This window comes from Halobacteriovorax sp. RT-2-4 (assembly GCF_047085445.1).
Lineage (GTDB): Bacteria > Bdellovibrionota > Bacteriovoracia > Bacteriovoracales > Bacteriovoracaceae > Halobacteriovorax_A.
The window spans coordinates 1104186-1123449 of record NZ_JBKIXY010000001.1; the positions used below are offsets into that span (position 1 = coordinate 1104186).

A 19264-nucleotide genomic window follows, 5' to 3' on the forward strand; every position below is an offset into this window, starting at 1 on the left:
TCATAGTAAAAAATCACGCGTATCAGTAAATCATTGAAATTAAAGAAGAAAGAAGGAGTATTTTTTATACTAGATTGGACAATATCCAAAAGATATTCTAGTTTCGCCACATGGAAAATAAATTTTTAAACGCTGGCAAAGACGAAGTTTTTGCAAAGAAAATTGAAAAGATATCAGATTTTGAATTCAATCAAGATGTGGCCTCTGTATTTGATGACATGGTATCGCGAAGTATTCCAAATTATCATGAGATTCATAAAATCATCATCGACCTAACTAGACGCTTCTATCAATCTGGAACAGTTTATGACTTTGGTTGTTCGACAGGAACGACGATGCTTTTAATGGCCGATTACTTTCGCCAAAACGACAAAGAGCTTCCACAGTTTATCGGTATTGATACTTCAAGACCGATGCTTGAAAAGGCAGCACAGAAGCTTAAGTCTCACGGTCTACAAGATAATGTTGAGTTATTAGAAGAGTCGATCACTGATGTAAAAATTGAAAATGCCGGTATGGCAATCATGAACTACACTCTTCAATTTCTACCAGTTGAAGAGCGCCTTAATGTTCTTAAAAATATCTATAACGGGCTTAATGATAATGGCTGTTTTATTTTGGCCGAAAAAATTATCTGCCAAGATGAGCAAATTGATAATCTTTTGATTGATCTTTATTATGATTTCAAACGTAGAAATGGATATAGTGAGATGGAGATTGCTCAAAAACGAGAGGCCCTAGAAAATGTCCTTAGGCCCTTAACTCCACAACAACAACTTAAAATGTTAGATGAAGCAGGCTTTAAGAAATCTGAAATGATTTTTAGATGGTATAATTTTGCTTGTTACCTATGTATCAAATAGGAAGAGAATGGATAGTTTAGAGTATTTAGAAAAATTTGGTAATCGTGTTGATATTGAATCTTTAAGACAACTTAAAGCAGACAAGCTTCAAATGTTTCGCACAAAATATCAGAAAGAATACAAAGAGATCTTTGATGTCATCCCATCTCTTCAAGAGAACTCGAGCGAAACCCTTGAGACTGCGACAAAGCTTATTCCATGGCGAAAAGGACCTTTTCAAGTTGGTGAGCTTGATATTGATGCCGAATGGCGCTCAGATAAAAAATGGGAAAGACTAAAAGAATCTCTTCCAAATTTAAAAGATAAGGTTGTTTTAGATGTAGGCTGTAATAACGGCTACTATATGTTTGAGATGGCCAAACAAGAACCAAAGTTAGTTCTTGGAATTGATCCTGTCTTACACAATCAGGCCCAATTTGAATTCATTAATCACTTTAAGAAATATGATAATTTAAAATTTGAATTATTTGGTATCGAAGATCTTCCAAACTTTAGATCATTCTTTGATGTTGTTTTCTCGATGGGCGTTCTCTATCATCACCGTCATCCACTTGAGCAATTAATCTCCATCAGAGAATCTCTTGTTCCTGGAGGAGAAATGATTATGGAAACAATTGGTATTCCAGGAGAGGAGACAATCTGCCTATTCCCAGAAGATCGTTACTCAAAGATGAGAAATGTATGGTTTCTTCCAACTCTAAGCTGTCTTAAGAATTGGATTAATCGAACAGGCTTCATTGATATGGAAGTTGTCTCTGTTTCAACGACAAATTTTGAAGAACAAAGACAAACGAAATGGTGTCCTCCACCACATCAATCCCTTGAGGACTTCTTAGATACTGAAGATCAAACGAAAACAGTAGAAGGCTATCCTGCTCCAGTAAGGTTTTGTATTAGAGCAAAGAAAAAGCCGAATTCACCAATAAAGACTTTTTAATGATTAATAAGAGCAGAAAGGCCATTTACCTTAGTTTCGGAATTGCATTTGTGATTCTTGCTTTTATTGGTATTTTTCTTCCTCTTATTCCAACAACTCCTTTTCTTCTTTTAAGTGCCTACTTCTTTTCGCAAAGTAATGAAAAGTACTATCAGTGGCTACTAGATCATAAGATTTTTGGCCCAATTATTACTGACTGGAATAAATATGGAGTTGTGAGTGTAAAATCTAAAATCATTGCCATCTCAATGATCGTAGCACTCTTTTCATATACGCTAATTTACGTTGAAGTGAATCCGACGATAAAAGTTATCGTTTCATTAATTGGTATTGGAGTTATTGTTTTCTTGCTAACAAGACCGAGTAAAAGAAAGTTATAGTTTATATTTTTGGCCCTTTTCAAAAATATAGCACTCTCCATGAACAACAATTTCTTCATCAGTAACGACTAGGCCACTCCCATCAGGGCAAGCATAAATTGGAAAACGAGAGAATATAGAATGTCTCTTTAACTCGTCATCGTAGCGTTTTGATTTACGATAATGAGGAAAAAACTCGAAATCAATAATATTCATGGCCTTAAAGTCTGTGACATCATCGTCATTATCATCACGATCCCATGGCGGAAATGATGCTGTCATAATATTTGGAGTCGTAATAATTGCACCAGCTGAAAGGCCTGTTAAAATTCCACCATTTTCGACATAATCGATGAGTTCTTCAAACATCCCACTTTCTTTTAAGTGCTTTAAGAAATAAAACGTATTACCTCCACCGAGATGAATCACGTCACTTTGAAGTGCCTCTTCTTTGAGAGTTCTGTCAAATTCATGATCAACAGGAAGATGGATAAACCTTTTAAAACCTATTTTCTTATAGGCCATAATTAAATCGATAAAATCTAATTCTGATTCGTAGGAACCTGCTGGAATAAAAGTTATACTTGGAGATTCACTATTACAAAGCTCTAAGATATGTTCGTCAATTTCGACATTATCACAAAAGTCGCCACCACCATATAATCCAATTTTCATTTCTTAGATGCCTTCTCTATAGTCTCTTACAATTTTAAGAAGTTCTTTTACAATTGGTTTTAAATGTTTTTTCTCGTTTGCCACACGATCACTCTTTGGACTTACATTATCAGGGTCAAACGTTTGGTGTTCTCTAAAGTCACGAACAACATTGAAGATAGTAAGTGGGTCAAATTTCTTATACTTCTTCATCATAGAATCGACGATACGAGCAATACTATCACCTGTTACTCTTTCAAACTTGTTTATAATCGATGAGCGCATAACAACTTCAAGAAGAATATCATCAAATCTCTTCTTAGATTTTTTAGCAACAAGATGTAATAATTCAATATAGGAATCTTGAAATGCATCGATTTTATTTGCACGATATGTATTAATCTCTAAATCAGATTGACTCGCATAACTAGACTTAGCGATATTGATAAATTCATCTCGTGTAATCCATTCACCACGGCTTAAAATAAGCTGAGGATATTCACGTAGAATATCTCGCATACTAAAAATGGCATCCCAGCAAATACCATCACTCACCTCATAAAGACCAAAGCTAGATTTTGCCTTTTCAAAGTAATAGAATGGCTTTTGTAAATTTTCAATCTTATGTGAGTGCTTCTTTACCAGCCAATCATGATACTTCGGAGAAATCCCAATTTTAGAAATTAGGTTATACTTCTTTTGAGTTTCAAAAATTTCATCAAATTGTTCAAGGTACTCACTAGTTGAAAAATCAGCTATCGCTTTCTTTTCTTTTGTTTCTAAAAAGTCCACAATTTGAATAAAGGACTGAACAATATACTTCGCCTTATCTTTTTGTTCTTTAATGGTAGTGGAATAACGTTGAACATCATCGAATCGGTATTCATGATGATAAAGACCAAACTGTCTAATCGAACCATAATCGATGATACCACCATTCATAAGAATATTATCGCCATCCCAATCAAGCCAACAAAAGATATAATCATCTTCAAAATTAGCAGCAAGCTTTGCAAATACTTCCACCTGTTTCTTTAAAAAATAACGATATCTTGCCTTCGCAGTTTTTGGGACTCTTTGCCATTCACCATTAATCTTTTGGCGATCAATATAGTAATTAACAATATTTTTTAAAGCATCATAATTGGCCTGCTTTAGATGATTAAACATATGAGAAGGTCTAATTAAGTTACTATTGGCCCTAACATTAATTGAAATATTGTCTTTAAATTTAATGATGGCCAAACATCTCTCTGTCTCATAGTTATTCTTTTGCATAACTTCAGAGAACATTAGAGTTGCTAGTCCTTCATCAAACTCAGAGTAGCCACATCCATACGAAATAGATGGATCACCTGTTTTAAAGTATTTATTTTGTATATGGGTTGCAGGTGATAACTTTGTTGCTCCAGTTCCCTGACTCGAGATATCCCAAGTAAGCCCATTGTGATCAACTGTACCATTCCAGATCGAGCGTCCATCACCCGAAGTCTTTCCCTGCTTATTTGGATGCTGTAGCTGCAAGTAGCGAGTTGCCATATAGCGATTTGGTAGAATCTCATCTTCTGGATACTCGATCCCATTTTCAATATCGTATTCATTGATAATCACAATCGAGAAAGTCTCAAGAATTCTTTGGGCCAAATCTTTAGTCAAAGTATTATCATGGCCTTCAGAAATTAAACCCATCTCTTTTGCCAATTCAAAATTAAAGTAAGCAACACTTCCCCCATGTCTTTTTCGGACTTGATACGTGATAAACGAATCCGGACAACTTTGCTGCAGAGGATGTTTTCCATTAATTTGACTAAATTTAGAATAATTTAAATTCGATTTACTAGATAACTTATTATTTGTTTTGCTACTTATCTTTAATGAGCCCATACCCAGATTATATCTTAACTAAATCAGCAAATTCTTCCCTACGAAGAATTTGCTATTTATAAATGCTATATCTGAGTATTCTGGTTTGTTTTAAGGATTAAGGTAGGACGTAAACCTTCTTAATCTCAATATTTGAAGCTGGAAGATTTTGAAATGGACCATTTCTTCCAGTTTTTGACTTCTTGATTCTATTAACAACTGCCATTCCACTAACAACCTTTCCAAATACAGCGTAACCATACTGAGATGGAGTCGGCCCTGAGTGATCCAGGAAGTTATTATCTTTTACGTTAATAAAGAATTGAGAAGTTGCAGAATTAATCACAGAAGTTCTTGCCATTGCAATTGTTCCAAGAACATTACTTAGGCCATTTGTTGCTTCGTTCTTAATTGGCTTTTCTGTTTTTTTCTTCTTAAGACTTGTATCGTATCCCCCACCTTGAATCATGAATCCGTCAATAACACGGTGAAAAATAGTTCCATTGTAGAATCCAGAATTAACGTAGCTTAAAAAGTTTTTTACTGTTTCGGGTGCCTTTTTATCATACAGCTTAATAGTGATGTCCCCATAATTTGTCTGCATCATAACCTTAGTGTCTGCATGAACGCTTAGGCCAATTAAGATAATAAAAAGTAGTTTTAATTTCAATTTCATTTTTCTTCCTCGAAGAATTTTTTAAAGTTAATAAATTCTTCGTGTTCATTATAATCTAAAAATTTATTTTTAGCGAGAAAGTCTATATTGTGGTTCCCCCAATAAAAATCATCGTCAACTTCAAATGTTGGAACACCAAAGACGCCTTTATCAAACGCTTCATTGATAACAAGCTTTAATTCTTTCTTTAAATTACGATCACTATCTAAACGTTCATACTCTTCTAGTGTCAAACATTTTTCAGTAATAAATTCTTTAAACTGATCATAGTCATTAAAATCATGACCGTATTTCCAACCAAAATGAAATGTATTAAGAATAAAGTTTGCCTGTTTTAATTTATCATCCCTAAGTCCAAGGGCCATTCTTAAGTAAGGTAAAGAATTGAACGGAAGCATTTTTGGTGAAGTAAGTTTTACTTCCATTTTATCCGCTGTCCTTAACGCCTCTTTAAATAAGTAGAGTGCTTTATTCTTAGTTTGTGCAGGAGCACTCATCTCATTTAATGCAAATAGCCTTCCCACCATCACTGGACAGAAGTTAATTTCATATTTCTCAGAAAGAAGCCCTGCGTCTAACTGCAACATACTTAAGTATGAGTAAGGAGATGTAAAATCAAAGTAGAAATTTAAGTTTTTTTTCATTTATATACACAATTGTTATTTAAAGATTGGTTCAAAAAAATTATACTCTCTTCGTGATCAAGTTCATTTATCGTTTCTTATTATTGCTTCTTCTTTTCATTCCAGCAAAAGAAATTCTCGCTACAGAGTCAATTGTACAAATTAATAAAGAGACTTTCAAAGATCAAAATCATAATATTTCAAAATATGTTGAATATAAGCTATCTGATAATAAAGAATACACACCAGATGGATTCACGACGAACGATAAAAGTGTTTTAAACTTAGAATACACAAATAAAAATATTTATCTACGCGTTCAATTTAAAAACTCACTCGAGCATTCTGTACATAAAGAGCTGTATTTTAATACTCACACTTTTAGATTAAATGAAGTTTACTTTCTCAATCAAGACAGTAAGCAACTTTCTAATTTTCCTAAAGATAAAATCAATTCAAATACGACACTCCATAAATCGCTAAGTATCGATCTAAATCCAGGAGAGAAAAAAACGATTGTTATCAAAACTCATAGTCTTCATAAGTTTGATACAAAGGCCTTGCTTGCTGATACTAAATATATTCAAAAGACAGAGCAAACCAGGATCATTAGCTTATCTATTTATCTAGGCTTTATGTGTACGTTATTAATATATAACCTGATTCTTGGAATGATAAATAAAGAATCAATCTATATTGTCTACTCAGTCTTTATCTTTTTTATGATTAACTCTGTCTTAGCATTATCTGGATACACACAAGGAGTTCTTTCTTTAGACAACCATATTAAATACCTTGGTGTCTATGCCATGATTTCATGTAACTACTTATATAAGTTTACAAAAGATCTCTTGAGTATCGACTTCTTTAAGAAGCCTATTATTAAGAAGACAGAAAAAGTTTATGCTCTGATATCAATTACTCTAATCACCTCAATCGTCTTCTCTTTCTTTGATTCTTATAATTTTATCATTGGACCACTTGTCGATATTTACATCTTAACACTTGTGATCTTCATTATTTATATTTCGATATATACAAATATTACAAACCCAACGATTGAATCAAAAGTCTATCTTCTTTCATGGCTCATCATGAACGTTGGAATCTTTGCTTACTTTGCGACTATCTATGGATTCTTTACCGATAATGACTTCACTCAAAACTCTATCCTCTTAGGAAATATGGTTGAATCATTTACTCTTTCAATTGCCTTAAGCCTTAAGATAAACAGGCTACAAAAAGAGAATGAAATTAGCTTTATAAAGAATCTAGATAAGCAGAAATATATTCGCTTACTAAGAGTTCTTTCACACGATATTGCAAATTCTTTATTTGTTATCATTGGTTATTCAAGCCGTTATATTCGACGTGGTTACGTTGAAGAAGCTAGAGCGTGGCCAAAAGTCTATTCGGCCTGTATGCACATTAAAGATATTCTCGATAACGTTAAGGCCGAACAGGAATTAATTAATAATGAGCCACAGCTTGATTATGTAGAGATTAAGAGTTTACTGGATAATATTCAAACTATCTTTACACCTCAATGTGAACGAAAGAAAATCTCAATCGAGGTTCCTGAGATTAAACAAGAGCTTAGAGTTTATTCAAATCTCGCCATCCTTACTCATCAGATTCTTGGAAATATCATCTCCAACTCAATAAAATTTACTCAAAACGAAGGAATGATAAAGATCTCATGTACGCAAGTGGATCAAGCTTTAAAGCTAGAAATACAAGACAACGGTATAGGGATAAGTAAAAAGAAGCTTGAACAAATCTATAATAAGATTGATACGGGAATAAGTTTTGGAACTTTAGGAGAAAAAGGTTCCGGTTTTGGTTACTTCATTATTCGCTCATATTGCGAATTACTTAAGATAAAGTTCACAATTGAGCGAAAACCCGTAGGTACTCTAGTCGCACTTTATATACCCCTTAATAGTCCACAGAAGCTATAAGTTCAGATAGTTGTATAAATTCCTAATTCACCATAAAATTAAATTAATAGAATTTATTATTAGTTTTAATGAAATAGGATTTATGAATTACTACCCTCTAAGAATCACAACGATTGAGCCAGAAAGCTTTATACCGTTTGATTTGTATATTTACTTCAAAGAGACTTATCTTAAATATCAAGATGCTGGTACGGCCATATCACAAGAGAAGCTTGAAAAGCTAAATAAACAACAAGTAGCAAAGTTCTATATTCTTGAAAATGAAGTTGATAAATATCAGCAATATATTAAAGATCTTCTTGATTCAAAAGTTCAAGACTTTGATCTTCCTCTAGAAGAGAAAGTTGAAATTGTAGATGGTGCTTGTAAAACAGCGATTGAGCAGTCGCTCAATGCACCAGAAAAAGAAGAAAATTACCAAATGACAGAGATAGCGGCAGCACAGCTTAAAAAAGTTCTCTCATCTGGCCCTGATGCTTTGAAGAAGTTCTTCGAAAAGAAAACAATCGATTCAAATTTAATTATCGAACACTCAATGAATGTTGCGACTCTTGCAACGAGACTTGCAATAAGAGTTGGTTGTAATGATAGTGACATCTCAAATATAGCCACAGCTAGCCTACTACACGATGTTGGTATCACGCGATTAAATAGCCAAGACCAAGAGCTATTTAAGAAACCAAAAGATGAACTCAGCGATGATGAAAAAAGAGTTTATGGCCTTCACGTAAAAGATGCAGTTAGTGCATTGAAAGACAAACCATGGGTAACAAAAGGTGTTCTTGATCTAATCGTAAACCACGAAGAAGTAAAAGATGGTTCAGGACCAAATAAACTTAAGACATTGAGTTTGCCGATCATGATTATCTCACTCGTAAATACATACGACAAAATGGTTACAGTAAGTAAAATGAATGCTCGAGACGCACTTACAGAACTTACAATGAATCAACTTAATCACTATGAGCATGATGTGATTAATAAATTTAAGGATGTCTTAATTGATGAAGGTATTGTCTAGTCTATTCGTTTTAGTTCTTCTTCTCTCATCTTGCGACACAAAAGTCGTCGATGAGAATACTTGTGATATTGAGTCGATGAAATGCTATCGCGGTTATCCTCAATCATGTGACTTTATAAAAAAATGTAGTGGAATAAAGCACAAATTTACAAAAGCAGTATGTTCTAATGCTTTCAATGAACTCTTTAGAGGAGCAAATTCTAAAGATGTAATAAAAAAATACTCCCCTAAGATTCTTCATTGTTTCAACGATAAAGAGTTTCACAACTTCAATATCGATATGAAGCTAAGACCTAAAGATTGAATCTCTAAGTCTTTTAAATAGTGATCGCTGAGTTTTGATACGAGTTCTCGACTTGAGCATATTTTTAGATGAATCTAAATTAACAAATTCTTTTTCACGATTTTCAATATACTGATTAATCTCTAACTCTTTTTGTGCACTTGTGAAATTCTGACGAAGCTCTTTTGCGTGCAATTCATTTTTAGCAGTTATTTCTCTAGCTCTTTTTACGGCCTGATTAGCAACAGAACTCTTTTGGGCCTGAAATTTTCCGTCCCAAGGCCTTTGCTGCTTCTCTAATACTTCCTCAACGGCCGAAACAACTTCAACTTTCTTGGCCTGCTTCTTAGCTGTAATATCATTTAAACCAATGGCCATAATTAAAACCTATTACTTAAATTTCCAAAGTTAGCTTGCCCAAGTCCACCAAAAACTCTTGCCTGATGGGCCGGAAGTTCCTCTTGCTCAGACTTTCTAGTGTGATAGTTCGAAATCGCATGATGAATTTGCTTAAATAGCTCGACTGTATCTTTTGCAATGGGCTTTCCTGCTGCATGTTCCGCAATTGAAAGATTAAGGGCCATTGCCTCTTCAGCAGATACAGACTCTTTAATACCAACAGTCGTACAGCCTGCAACATTCTGATAGTACCAATTTAGAATATCGTTACTAAGTTTCTTATTCGTAGAATACTTAGTTGGAACAAAAATTGATTCAAAATCGAGTCTCATTTCATCTTTAAATTCTTTTAAAAAGTGAGAGAAAACTCTGAAGTTTCTAAAATTATTAATTTTACATTCAAGTGGAGAAACAAGAGCATCACTTGCTACAAGAGCATTAGTTGTCAGCTTGTTCCAGTTTGGTGAACAGTCCATAATCACAAGATCAAAGTGTTCTTTTAAAGGATCGATAACTCTTTCCTTTAACCAAAATTCACGACGGTTAATATTATTAAGAGAGTCGTTTAAGGCAACAAGCTCTGGCGTCTCAGGAATAATAAAAAGATTTGGTAATCCAAGCTGAACAATGACTTCATCAAGAGTTGCCTCACCAGAGAAGTAATCACAAAGACCTTTTGTTTGATCTAATTTTTGAATTAATTCATCAAGGCTACCACTGTCATCAGACTCAGTGTCATAACCAAGTGACGTCGTTACATCTCCTTGAATATCAAGGCCTACGACACAAACGCGCTGTCCGTGAAGAGCAGCTGTGCGTGCAAGATTTAGTGCTAGAGTCGACTTAAGAACTCCACCTTTTGTTGTGAATACACAAACAGAAGTAGGCTTATCAAATTTTTTGAAATAACCAATTTGTTCACCAATTTGTGGAAGTAAATTAACCGGCCATCCTTTTCTAAAAATTGCTCCACTTCTATACTTGCGAGAAGCTGGAATTTGCCCCGAAGATTCAAGATCTTGAATATCAAATTTTAGATTTGGGTCACCATATATATCGGCCACTTTTTTAAGTGGGTAGAAATTATCCATTATTAAGTCTCCTCCATAAGTACTTTACTTATAATTTTACGCATTTAGTGGAGGCTGTGTCAAAAAAATCATACTCACAAATAAAGCTATGATACTATTTGGATGTGGAAGCTCTAGCTCTTGATCATATTTACGACTTTAAAGGACACAAGGCGCAGATTCGCGAGATTAGTCCATTTGACAAGAAAATGCTTCTTGAAGGTCTGCACGAGATGGAGCCCAAGTCTATCTATCATCGTTTCTTTGGTGCAAAGAAAGGTTTAACAGCAAAAGAGCTTATCAATTTAACTGAATTTGATAAGAGATTTCATTATGCCATTGGCGTGGCAACGATTACTTCCCCTGCTCATCCAATGGGGGTTGCCCGTTTTGATATTCACCGAGATAATTCAAAAGTTGCAGAATTTGCGATAACAATCATTGATAAGTATCAAGGACTTGGTATTGGAAAGGAGCTACTAGGTTTATTAATCTTAGAAGCAAAGTCTCGAGGGATTAAAATTCTTGAAGGTGAAATGTTAAATACGAATACGAAGATGATTGCCTTGGCCCAATCCATGACAAAGACGCATGGATGTGAGCTCAAGTTATCACGAAGTGAGCAGGGAGTTCAGACCATAAGCCTGATCCTTCCCTCTTAATCACCTACTGGCGGTTACGCCCTTTAAGAACTTCTTTTCCGCCCATATATGCTCTAAGTTTTTCAGGAACATAAACAGATCCATCTTCTTGTTGATGATTTTCAATAAATGGAACAAGAATTCTTGGAGTCGCAACCATTGTATTATTTAGCGTGAATACGTGCTTAACGTTTCCATCTGCATCTCTGTAGCGAGTATTTGTTCTTCTTGCTTGCCAGTCATGAAGTGCTGAACATGAGTGTGTCTCACGGTACTTTTCTTCACTTGGTACCCAACATTCAATATCGTACATACGGAATTTACCTGCACCCATATCACCCGTACAAACTTCAAGGATTTGATATGGAAGCTCAAGCGCCTTACAGAATTCTTCTGCTGCTTCAAGAAGTGACTTGTGCCATTTTTCAGACTCTGCTTCATCACCTTTACAGATTACGAATTGTTCTGTTTTTTGGAATTGGTGTACACGGATTAGGCCCTTTACATCCTTTCCATAACTTCCTGCTTCCCCTCTAAAACATGGAGAGAAACCTGCATATAAAATTGGAAGATCTGATTCACTTAGAATCTCACCACCGTGTAGACTATTTAATTGAACTTCAGCTGTTCCTGAAAGATAGATATCGTGCTCAGGAATATAGTAAGCATCTTCTCTTCCTGTCGGGAAGTGACCTGTACCATATAGTGCATCTTCTCTTGCCATCGATGGAGATGAAACAAGTGTAAATCCCTTTTCAGTTAGCATATCTAGAGCAAGACGGTGCATGGCCATCTCTAAAAGAACCATGTCATTTCTAAGAGAGTAAGAACGTGAACCACAAACTTTTGCGATATTTTTAAACTCTGCCCACTCATTCATTTCTAAAATTTCAACGTGGTGTCTTGGTGCAAATGAGAAATTTGGTTTATCACCTTCAACACGACTAACTACGTTTTCACTATCGTCTTTACCAACTGGTGCATCTTTTGATGGAACCATTGGAACAACGTACATCAGTGCCTTAAGTTTTTCTTCAAGATCACTAATTTCTGGATTCATTTCCTTAAGCTCGTTGGCAATTTCCTTACCTTCAGCAATAAGTTTTGGCCTGTCTTCGTTAGATGCCTGAGGGATTAATTTTGAGTGAGCATTTCTCTTCTCTTGTAAATCCTGCTGCTTTGTCTTTAATTCAGAGAGTTTCGAGTCAATTGTCAGTAGCTCATCTAGGTCTAGACCGATACGCTTATTTGCAATTACCTCTTTCATTAAATCAACATTTTCTCTGATAAATTTGATATCTAACACTATGCACTCCAGTTTATTTTTATAGTTGTTAGAATAACCTAAAACCACTAAAATTGACACTCTAAATTGCTTTAAAATCAGGGAGTTACTCATGGCATCATGTCGTTATTGTGGAAAGGAAATTACTTGGATGAAAGATGGGCGTAAAAACGTTCCAGTCGAAGGAGACGGTGCTGTCCACAAGTGTGAGAATATGATCAATGCCCGTAAGAGCTTCCGCAAAATCACTCCAACAGAGATCGATCCAGAACTACTTAAGCAGTATGAGAACGCGATAAATGAGAAGGCCAAAAAATAATAGCGGCCCCAATCAAAATCATTGCTAGACAATAGAATTGTCCCACAGAAAACAGGTTAAAGAAGAGCCCAATTTGTGGATCAGGAGTTCTAAAGAACTCAACAATGAAGCGACCAATTCCATAAATGATAAGAAAAAGGCCAGAGTTTAAAGCTGGTCTTTTTAAATTCTTTTTCAAAGTAAATAAAATGAGAAATAGGACAAATCCTTCGAGGAAGGCTTCATAAAGCTGTGAAGGATGGCGAGGGCTTGAGTCGTAAAGTCTTGGAAAAATCACTGCCCAAGAAACATCTGTCACTCTCCCCGCAAGTTCTCCATTGATAAAATTTGCGATTCGCCCAAACATAATGGCCGGGCCTACACTTGTTAGGACAATATCTGTTAGGGCAAAGAATTTAAGTCCGTGCTTTTTAGCGTAATAATATGTCCAAAGAGCTCCACCAATAAGTGCACCATGAAAGCTCATGCCACCTTGCCAAAAATAGAAAACGCGCTTTAAGTCTTGTGCATAGTAATTAAAATTATAAAAGAAGATATAAAAGAGCTTTCCACCTGCAAGCATCATAAAGAAGCCAGTGAATAAATAATTTAGATAGTGATGAAAAGAGACACTTAGTCCCTCTCTTTTTATGAGGTATTTTCCTAAATAAAGTGTCCAGAAGTAGCCAAAGAAGTAGGCCAACCAATACCAAGCAATCTTAACTCCCAAAAAATCGAGAGCAATTGGATTAAGATTGTGGACATAGTATTGCATTAATTAACCGTGAGATTTGTGATTAGCTTATTACACTCGTTAGTTAAATTATCCATGTGTTTGTCTTCAATTGCAAATCTCTCTTTATCTTGTGAGAAACGCTCTTGTTTTGATAGCTCTTTTCGAGATTGGTGAGTTGGGAAATGTTTAATTTCCTCATACATTGAAAAGATAATCGGATACTCTTCGTTTTCAACAAAGTCCACGCGGTCAATAAGCATTCTTAAACGAATACAGGCTTCACTTGCCTCACATTGTTTTTGAACAAAGGCACGAGCAATTGTAATAAGACTATCGCGCACGAATGCCTGGCGCTCTTTTTCCTTTGCTTCCATCTTGTCATGTTCAGCAATGCGCTTTCTCGTCTCTTCTTTAAGCTTAATATAGAAAAAGCCTACCCCCATTGAAAGGATAAATACTAAAACTGATAAAATGATAAATGCGATATTGTACTGTTCTTGAGTCATGGCCAATTTATACTGCTAAATCCTACATATGTGAAGGTTTTGGTGGATATGTTCCCTCTGGAGCTTCAACAAACCACTGCTTAACCTGCTGAATTATCGTGGACTGATCTTGAGGAAGACTCCCTCCAATTGGATACATATTTGAGACGTGATTAATTCTAAGTAAAATTTCTCGAGAGGCTTTTATCCCAGAGAGAATGTCGTGCATCTCCCCTAGTATCTCCTTAGTCGTAAGCATTTCAAAGCCTCGTTGTACCATTCGGTAATACGGAGTCCCCTCAACCGCCATTGTCGTAAGAAATGACAGGTAATCTGGTGAAATTTCAGAAAGAACTCTCGCCGTCTCGGCCACATGGGTCTCTGTATGTTTCTTCCCACCAAGCCCAAGCATGGCAATCACCGATAATTTCATCCCTGCATCCATGACTTTTTTTGATCCATCAATCATATCTTGGGCGCTATTGCCCTTAACCGTCATATGGAGAACCTTGTCACAACCAGACTCCATCCCAAGATAAGCGATTCCAAGCCCTGCTTCCTTTAGGTAACGAAGCTCATCTTCTGATTTATCCAGCATATTCTGAGCTGTTGCGTAGACACCGACGCGAATATCCCCAAACTCCTCGCCAATTGCCAAAAGACTTTTGTAGAGGTCTTCAGTTGGTGCCCCAAGCGCATCTCCATCACATAAAAATACTTTAGAGGGACGCATCTCAAATCGACGATAGTAAGCTGCCGCCTTTCTGATATCCTCGATTACCTCGACGCTGTTTCTCTCTTTATAAGTCTTAGATCGATACATATTGCAATATGTACATTTATTATTGGAGCAACCAATGGTTTGTTGTATAAGGAGAGAACGCCCTTCAGATGGAGGACGGAAAACAGGTTCGTGATATTTTATCGGGAAATCGTAAAACATGGCGCTACCTTAATCGATTTGGATTATTTATGAAAGAATATATCATTGAATCATATGCAGAGAAATACCTAGTTACTTCTAATATTGAACCTGAGTTCAATATTCTTTGTGATACGAAGTCGATTGCTCACCACCTGGCCCTATCTCTTAATTTAGGAACAATGGAGACTCCACTTCAAGGCCCTGAGCTTTTCACATTAATTGGAAATGTTCGCGGTATAAAAACATATAGCCTATCTCTTGTTTCACCAAACCTTAGAATTGATGAAGAGGCCGATATTAATGACTGTTGCCAGAGTGGATGCAGCGGTTGTCCTTACTTTAACGGATATTAATTTATGACTAAATTTAGCATTACGGCCAAGGCCAATACAGATACAACAGCAGCGGACCTACTTGCAGAAAAATGTGCGAAGTCAGGAATTGAGCTTTCAAAAATTAAGATCAAAAATCTTATGAAACAAGGTGCTTGTTGGACAAAGACTGCAAAGCCAGAACGTATTCGCAAGGCCAAGACAGAAATAAAGCGCGGCCAAACAATTAAATTATATGTCGATCCAAATATCGGTGAATTCGATATGAGTTCAGTTCAATGTATGCATGAAACTCACCACTATGGCGTTTACTTCAAACCTGCTGGACTTCTATGTCAGGGGACAAAGTATGGCGATGAATACACAATTCTCCGCGAAGTTCACAAGCGCACTGGTCGCGAACCTTTTCTCATTCACAGGCTAGATAAAGAAACAGCAGGCCTTATGATGATTGCATATACAAAGAAAGCTGCTCGAGCGTTTTCTGATCAAATTAAGAATCACAAAATTCAAAAGACGTATCAGGCCGAAGTCAAAGGGAAGCCAGAAAAAGTTAAGCGTCTTGAGAGTGTTATTGATGGAAAGGATGCTGTTCTAGAATATGAAGTGAAGAAATACCTCGATAAAACTGCTCTTGTAGAAGTTAATCTTATCACAGGCCGTAAACACCAGATTCGTATCCAATTTACTGAACTTGGTTTTCCAGTTATGGGAGATAATCGTTATGGTAAAGGTAATGGAAACGACACAGGTCTTGCCCTTATCGCTTCAAAATTAGTTTTTGATGATCCGTGGAGAAGTGGAAATTTAGTGACTGTTGAGCTTCCTGAAGAAAAGAGATTATTTTAATTACTTCTTTGTATTTTTAATACTATCTAACGAGATATTCTTAACTTTCAAGTTAAGCTCTTTCGCAATTGATTTTTTAACGAGTTCATTTTTATAGTCGACGATTGGATTCTTACTTCTTCTATTGATTGGAAATAAGTATTGGTCTTTTTCAAAAAATGCGATGTCGATTCTTCCGGCTTTCATACGCCAAAACTTAACATAGATTAAACTGACGTGCATCTATTACTTAGACTTATGCTACGTGTTCATTTTAAGAATGTAATATCAAGCTATTGAACGTTGAATTCTAAATCAACTTTGTCGTGAATAACCTTATCTGCCACAGTGCCCAATAAAGATGATCGATATTTAATGCCAAATTTTGTTCGGTCAAAGCTAACTTTCCCCGTGGCCTTCTTGCCATCGTAGATCATATCGAATGTTAGTGGACGTGTAATTTTCTTAATCTTAAAGTCAGCAACGACTTTATATTTATTCTTTGCAATCTTTGTAATTGATTTTGTTTCCATCATCGCCGTTGGATATTTTTCGATCTCAAAGAAGTCACTTTGGCGAAGATGATTTTGTAGCTTATCCTTCCACTCACCTTCAAGATCACGCACATCGATTGTATTCATCTGCACAGTAAAAATTCCCTTAACAGGTTCTCCTTTATCATTGTGCTCAATCGTTCCTTTTTGAAATTTAACATGGCCCCAGTGCTTGCCACCAACTTTACTTGCATGCCATTTCAAAAAGCTTTTATCTGTATCGATCTCTTTAGCGAACGCTAGAATAGAAAGTAAAATACAAAAACCGATAATCAGCAACTTCATTCACTATCCTCCAAAAACATAACAACGTTAATAGTTGTAAGTATTCTAAGAGAAAACGAGATGCGCTAATAACTAAGTTTTCTTAAAGTTTGGTTAAACCGGTAAAAGAAAGGCATTCTCAAGATCAATAGCTAGTTTAACTTGTGAGCCAATGCTCACTTGAGAAGAGTCGGCCAATTGGAATCTTAGAATTTTTGCGTTCATTGTCGCAACTTCAACAAAGTCATACTCTCCGTGCCTAATTATCGACTTAACTCGTCCTTTTAGTTGTCCCTCACCTTCAACAAGCTTTAGGTATTTTGGACGAAAGGCCAGATAAACAAATTGATTATTTGTTTTGAGATTATCAGTTACTTCAAATTGACCAAAGTCGTTCTTAACAACGACACGCTCACCTTTCCTCTCTGTGATTGGTCCTGCAACGAGATTAATCATTCCCCCGAAACGAGCGGCATCAATTGAGAGTGGCCTGTCATAGAAGTCTTGAGGCCTTTGATATGTTTGAAGTTTTGCACCACTAAGATAAATAATTCGATCACTTAATGAATAAGCTTCTTTCAAGTTGTGAGTGACAAAAAGTAATGAGATTTCATTTTCTTTGAAAATTTCAAAAATTTCATGGCACAAGGTAGCCTTTAGAAATTCATCAATATTAGAAAATGGTTCATCTAGTAAAAGAACGTCTGGTGCGACAACCATTGATCTCGCAAAAAGAAGTCTTTGCAATTGTCCCGCCGAAAGTTGATCGAGCTTCTTATGATCTTTATATTCAAGGCCAAAGATTTCAATCATATCACGTACGCGATTCGTATCAGCACTTGGCTCATGGGCCAGTAAATGACTTTCAATATTTTCAAAAACCGTTAGGTCCCAGTTAAGATTATCAACACCTGAAACCATCTCAATTTTTAAGTTCTCGGCCTTCTCAACTTCTCCACTTAAGGGAGTTAGCTTTCCCGTAAGAATATTAAATAAAGTCGTCTTGCCTGTTCCAGAAGGACCAAGAAGTGTTAAAACCTCACCCTTATGGAGATCGAAAGAGATCTTATCAAACTGACAAATTGATTTTTGATCAAAATTATAAGTTAAATTATTTACCGCTAATACTTTCATTAACCCTAGACTCTCCCAATGAAGACAATCTGTAAATACAGGGTTTAAGCAGAATTTAAGAAATCTTTGTTCAAAAGAAAAAATGTTGCCTACGACAAGTAAATTAAACCCCTAAGGAGTCTTTATGAATTTTGACAAGGATCTGATTATTGAATCATTTGCGAGAATTGAGCCCAATTTAAAAAATTTCACAAATGCTTTCTTTGATAATGTCGTTATTCTCGAACCAGGTATGCAGAAAGTATTTGCTCATGCTGATCGAGAGCAACTAAAGGCATCCTTTATTAGGGCCCTAAGTATAACAATAAATAATTTAAAGAACCCGGAATACCTGAAATACTACCTGCAGGGACTTGGCGGAAACCAGATTAAATACGAAGTTTCAGAGACTTATTTTCCAATATTTGAAGAAGCCTTCATTCAAACATTAATGCTTTTTCATATGAATTCTTGGACTCCTAAACTAGAGACAGCATGGCGCGATTGCTTCTACTATATCGCAGAGTATATTTCTGACGGCATGGTGGATGCGACCCTGCGTAGAGAGTTTGAAGAATTTTTAGAGAAGAAAGAACATGTCGACTCTTTTAAAAAGGCAGCCTAACTACTTTCTAAAAAGTGTTGATTTGATTGTTAAATAATCACTACCTTCTTGCCACGTTTCACTTACTTCAACTTCATCTTCTGCAACGAAGTAGAAACGTAAAGTAAAGCCGTCTTCTTTTGAATAAATTGTAAGCTCGTCATTGTTAATGAAGCCAGAAACCTCTCCTTTGTAATAAAGAAGCGGCCCTCTTACCTCAAAGACAGAATAGGGATATTCAGCACTAAGGCCATTACAATTATATCCACCCTCTTGTATTTTAAATTTCGAAGCATCGTAAAAAAGCTTAAAATAGATTTGAGAACATTTTTGAGTTGATTTTGGAGTTTTTGCAACACCTTCACCAATCCATTTCCCACCAATACTAGCAAATGATAATTGAGTAAATAATAAGAGAGTGATTAATTTCATGAGTTAATTATCTCTAGCTCTTGCCCTATAGTCAAAGGCCAACGACTTAAATATAATA

General features: G+C 35.7%; 25 protein-coding genes. 11 read left to right on the forward strand and 14 right to left on the reverse strand.

The annotated features are described in order from the left end of the window. Positions 1 to 110 precede the first annotated feature (110 nt). The 3 genes from cmoA to ACMAYL_RS05195 are packed head-to-tail and all read left to right on the forward strand — an operon-like array spanning position 111 to position 2180. Positions 111 to 863 (forward strand): carboxy-S-adenosyl-L-methionine synthase CmoA, encoded by a 753-nt coding sequence (gene cmoA / locus ACMAYL_RS05185; protein WP_103216589.1) that lies wholly within the window; start codon positions 111 to 113, stop codon positions 861 to 863. A gap of 7 nt (positions 864 to 870) precedes the next feature. Beyond that, positions 871 to 1800: a tRNA 5-methoxyuridine(34)/uridine 5-oxyacetic acid(34) synthase CmoB gene (gene cmoB, locus ACMAYL_RS05190; RefSeq protein ID WP_103216588.1), complete on the forward strand. Its 930-nt coding sequence runs from the start codon at positions 871 to 873 to the stop codon at positions 1798 to 1800. Further along, a complete protein-coding gene (locus ACMAYL_RS05195) occupies positions 1800 to 2180 on the forward strand; it encodes a YbaN family protein (RefSeq protein WP_103216587.1) in 381 nt (126 codons plus the stop codon). The genes cmoB and ACMAYL_RS05195 overlap by 1 nt, the downstream gene beginning before the upstream one ends. Here ACMAYL_RS05195 and ACMAYL_RS05200 read toward each other — a convergent pair. The 4 genes from ACMAYL_RS05200 to ACMAYL_RS05215 all read right to left on the reverse strand — a co-directional run bounded on the left by ACMAYL_RS05200 (position 2175) and on the right by ACMAYL_RS05215 (position 5996). Further along, on the reverse strand, positions 2175 to 2834 hold the full coding sequence (locus ACMAYL_RS05200) for a Type 1 glutamine amidotransferase-like domain-containing protein (protein ID WP_103216586.1): 660 nt from the start codon (positions 2832 to 2834) through the stop codon (positions 2175 to 2177). The genes ACMAYL_RS05195 and ACMAYL_RS05200 overlap by 6 nt on opposite strands. A 3-nt stretch (positions 2835 to 2837) precedes the next feature. After that, complete coding sequence (locus ACMAYL_RS05205) at positions 2838 to 4697, reverse strand: hypothetical protein (protein ID WP_103216585.1); 1860 nt, start codon at positions 4695 to 4697, stop codon at positions 2838 to 2840. Between the two features lie 97 nt (positions 4698 to 4794). Next, positions 4795 to 5352 (reverse strand): peptidylprolyl isomerase, encoded by a 558-nt coding sequence (locus tag ACMAYL_RS05210; protein ID WP_103216584.1) that lies wholly within the window; start codon positions 5350 to 5352, stop codon positions 4795 to 4797. Continuing rightward, positions 5349 to 5996 carry a DsbA family protein gene (locus ACMAYL_RS05215; RefSeq protein WP_103216583.1) on the reverse strand — a complete coding sequence of 216 codons (648 nt, stop codon included), beginning with the start codon at positions 5994 to 5996 and terminating at the stop codon, positions 5349 to 5351. The genes ACMAYL_RS05210 and ACMAYL_RS05215 overlap by 4 nt, the downstream gene beginning before the upstream one ends. Before the next feature lie 53 nt (positions 5997 to 6049). On the opposite strand from ACMAYL_RS05215, the gene ACMAYL_RS05220 reads away from it, so the two are divergent. From ACMAYL_RS05220 to ACMAYL_RS05230, 3 genes are all read left to right on the forward strand, one after another. Beyond that, a complete protein-coding gene (locus ACMAYL_RS05220; protein ID WP_158246766.1) occupies positions 6050 to 7936 on the forward strand; it encodes a 7TM diverse intracellular signaling domain-containing protein in 1887 nt (628 codons plus the stop codon). Positions 7937 to 8018: 82 nt separating this feature from the next. Continuing rightward, positions 8019 to 8957, forward strand: coding sequence for an HD-GYP domain-containing protein (locus ACMAYL_RS05225; protein ID WP_412470838.1), 939 nt, complete (start codon positions 8019 to 8021; stop codon positions 8955 to 8957). Further along, complete coding sequence (locus ACMAYL_RS05230) at positions 8938 to 9261, forward strand: hypothetical protein (RefSeq protein WP_146037752.1); 324 nt, start codon at positions 8938 to 8940, stop codon at positions 9259 to 9261. The genes ACMAYL_RS05225 and ACMAYL_RS05230 overlap by 20 nt, the downstream gene beginning before the upstream one ends. Here ACMAYL_RS05230 and ACMAYL_RS05235 read toward each other — a convergent pair. Both ACMAYL_RS05235 and ACMAYL_RS05240 read right to left on the reverse strand, forming a co-directional pair. After that, the gene (locus ACMAYL_RS05235; RefSeq protein ID WP_103216579.1) at positions 9244 to 9618 is read right to left on the reverse strand and encodes a hypothetical protein; all 375 of its coding nucleotides are present in this window, start codon (positions 9616 to 9618) and stop codon (positions 9244 to 9246) included. The two genes, ACMAYL_RS05230 and ACMAYL_RS05235, sit on opposite strands and share 18 nt — an antisense overlap. Before the next feature lie 2 nt (positions 9619 to 9620). Next, positions 9621 to 10730, reverse strand: coding sequence for a ParA family protein (locus ACMAYL_RS05240; RefSeq protein WP_392991130.1), 1110 nt, complete (start codon positions 10728 to 10730; stop codon positions 9621 to 9623). A gap of 104 nt (positions 10731 to 10834) precedes the next feature. On the opposite strand from ACMAYL_RS05240, the gene ACMAYL_RS05245 reads away from it, so the two are divergent. Beyond that, positions 10835 to 11371 (forward strand): GNAT family N-acetyltransferase, encoded by a 537-nt coding sequence (locus ACMAYL_RS05245; protein ID WP_146037751.1) that lies wholly within the window; start codon positions 10835 to 10837, stop codon positions 11369 to 11371. Between the two features lie 4 nt (positions 11372 to 11375). Here ACMAYL_RS05245 and serS read toward each other — a convergent pair whose 3' ends face one another. Beyond that, a complete protein-coding gene (gene serS / locus ACMAYL_RS05250) occupies positions 11376 to 12656 on the reverse strand; it encodes a serine--tRNA ligase (protein ID WP_392991126.1) in 1281 nt (426 codons plus the stop codon). Positions 12657 to 12747: 91 nt separating this feature from the next. Here serS and ACMAYL_RS05255 point away from each other — a divergent pair, with 91 nt between their 5' ends. Then, positions 12748 to 12954 (forward strand): hypothetical protein, encoded by a 207-nt coding sequence (locus ACMAYL_RS05255; RefSeq protein WP_103216575.1) that lies wholly within the window; start codon positions 12748 to 12750, stop codon positions 12952 to 12954. Here the strand turns inward: ACMAYL_RS05255 and lgt are convergent. The 3 genes from lgt to ACMAYL_RS05270 are packed head-to-tail and all read right to left on the reverse strand — an operon-like array spanning position 12911 to position 15097. Further along, positions 12911 to 13708, reverse strand: a complete 798-nt coding sequence (gene lgt / locus ACMAYL_RS05260) for a prolipoprotein diacylglyceryl transferase (RefSeq protein ID WP_103216574.1) — start codon at positions 13706 to 13708, stop codon at positions 12911 to 12913. The genes ACMAYL_RS05255 and lgt overlap by 44 nt on opposite strands. Then, positions 13708 to 14175, reverse strand: a complete 468-nt coding sequence (locus tag ACMAYL_RS05265) for a DUF2489 domain-containing protein (RefSeq protein ID WP_103216573.1) — start codon at positions 14173 to 14175, stop codon at positions 13708 to 13710. The genes lgt and ACMAYL_RS05265 overlap by 1 nt, the downstream gene beginning before the upstream one ends. Before the next feature lie 22 nt (positions 14176 to 14197). Beyond that, entirely contained in the window at positions 14198 to 15097 is a 900-nt protein-coding gene (locus tag ACMAYL_RS05270; protein ID WP_103216572.1) for a radical SAM protein, read from the reverse strand. On the opposite strand from ACMAYL_RS05270, the gene ACMAYL_RS05275 reads away from it, so the two are divergent. Both ACMAYL_RS05275 and ACMAYL_RS05280 read left to right on the forward strand, forming a co-directional pair. After that, the gene (locus ACMAYL_RS05275) at positions 15046 to 15432 is read left to right on the forward strand and encodes a hypothetical protein (protein WP_103216571.1); all 387 of its coding nucleotides are present in this window, start codon (positions 15046 to 15048) and stop codon (positions 15430 to 15432) included. The genes ACMAYL_RS05270 and ACMAYL_RS05275 overlap by 52 nt on opposite strands. Before the next feature lie 3 nt (positions 15433 to 15435). Next, entirely contained in the window at positions 15436 to 16260 is an 825-nt protein-coding gene (locus ACMAYL_RS05280; protein WP_103216570.1) for an RluA family pseudouridine synthase, read from the forward strand. Here the strand turns inward: ACMAYL_RS05280 and ACMAYL_RS05285 are convergent, their stop codons facing one another. From ACMAYL_RS05285 to ACMAYL_RS05295, 3 genes are all read right to left on the reverse strand, one after another. Then, positions 16261 to 16446: a hypothetical protein gene (locus tag ACMAYL_RS05285; RefSeq protein ID WP_392991121.1), complete on the reverse strand. Its 186-nt coding sequence runs from the start codon at positions 16444 to 16446 to the stop codon at positions 16261 to 16263. A gap of 86 nt (positions 16447 to 16532) precedes the next feature. After that, positions 16533 to 17078, reverse strand: coding sequence for a YceI family protein (locus ACMAYL_RS05290; RefSeq protein WP_103216568.1), 546 nt, complete (start codon positions 17076 to 17078; stop codon positions 16533 to 16535). A gap of 93 nt (positions 17079 to 17171) precedes the next feature. Continuing rightward, a complete protein-coding gene (locus ACMAYL_RS05295; RefSeq protein WP_392991119.1) occupies positions 17172 to 18191 on the reverse strand; it encodes an ABC transporter ATP-binding protein in 1020 nt (339 codons plus the stop codon). 124 nt (positions 18192 to 18315) lie between these two features. Here ACMAYL_RS05295 and ACMAYL_RS05300 point away from each other — a divergent pair, with 124 nt between their 5' ends. Next, complete coding sequence (locus ACMAYL_RS05300; RefSeq protein ID WP_103216566.1) at positions 18316 to 18795, forward strand: globin domain-containing protein; 480 nt, start codon at positions 18316 to 18318, stop codon at positions 18793 to 18795. On the opposite strand, the gene ACMAYL_RS05305 is transcribed toward ACMAYL_RS05300, so the two are convergent. Beyond that, positions 18796 to 19206, reverse strand: coding sequence for a hypothetical protein (locus ACMAYL_RS05305; RefSeq protein ID WP_392991115.1), 411 nt, complete (start codon positions 19204 to 19206; stop codon positions 18796 to 18798). Between the last annotated feature and the right edge of the window lie 58 nt (positions 19207 to 19264).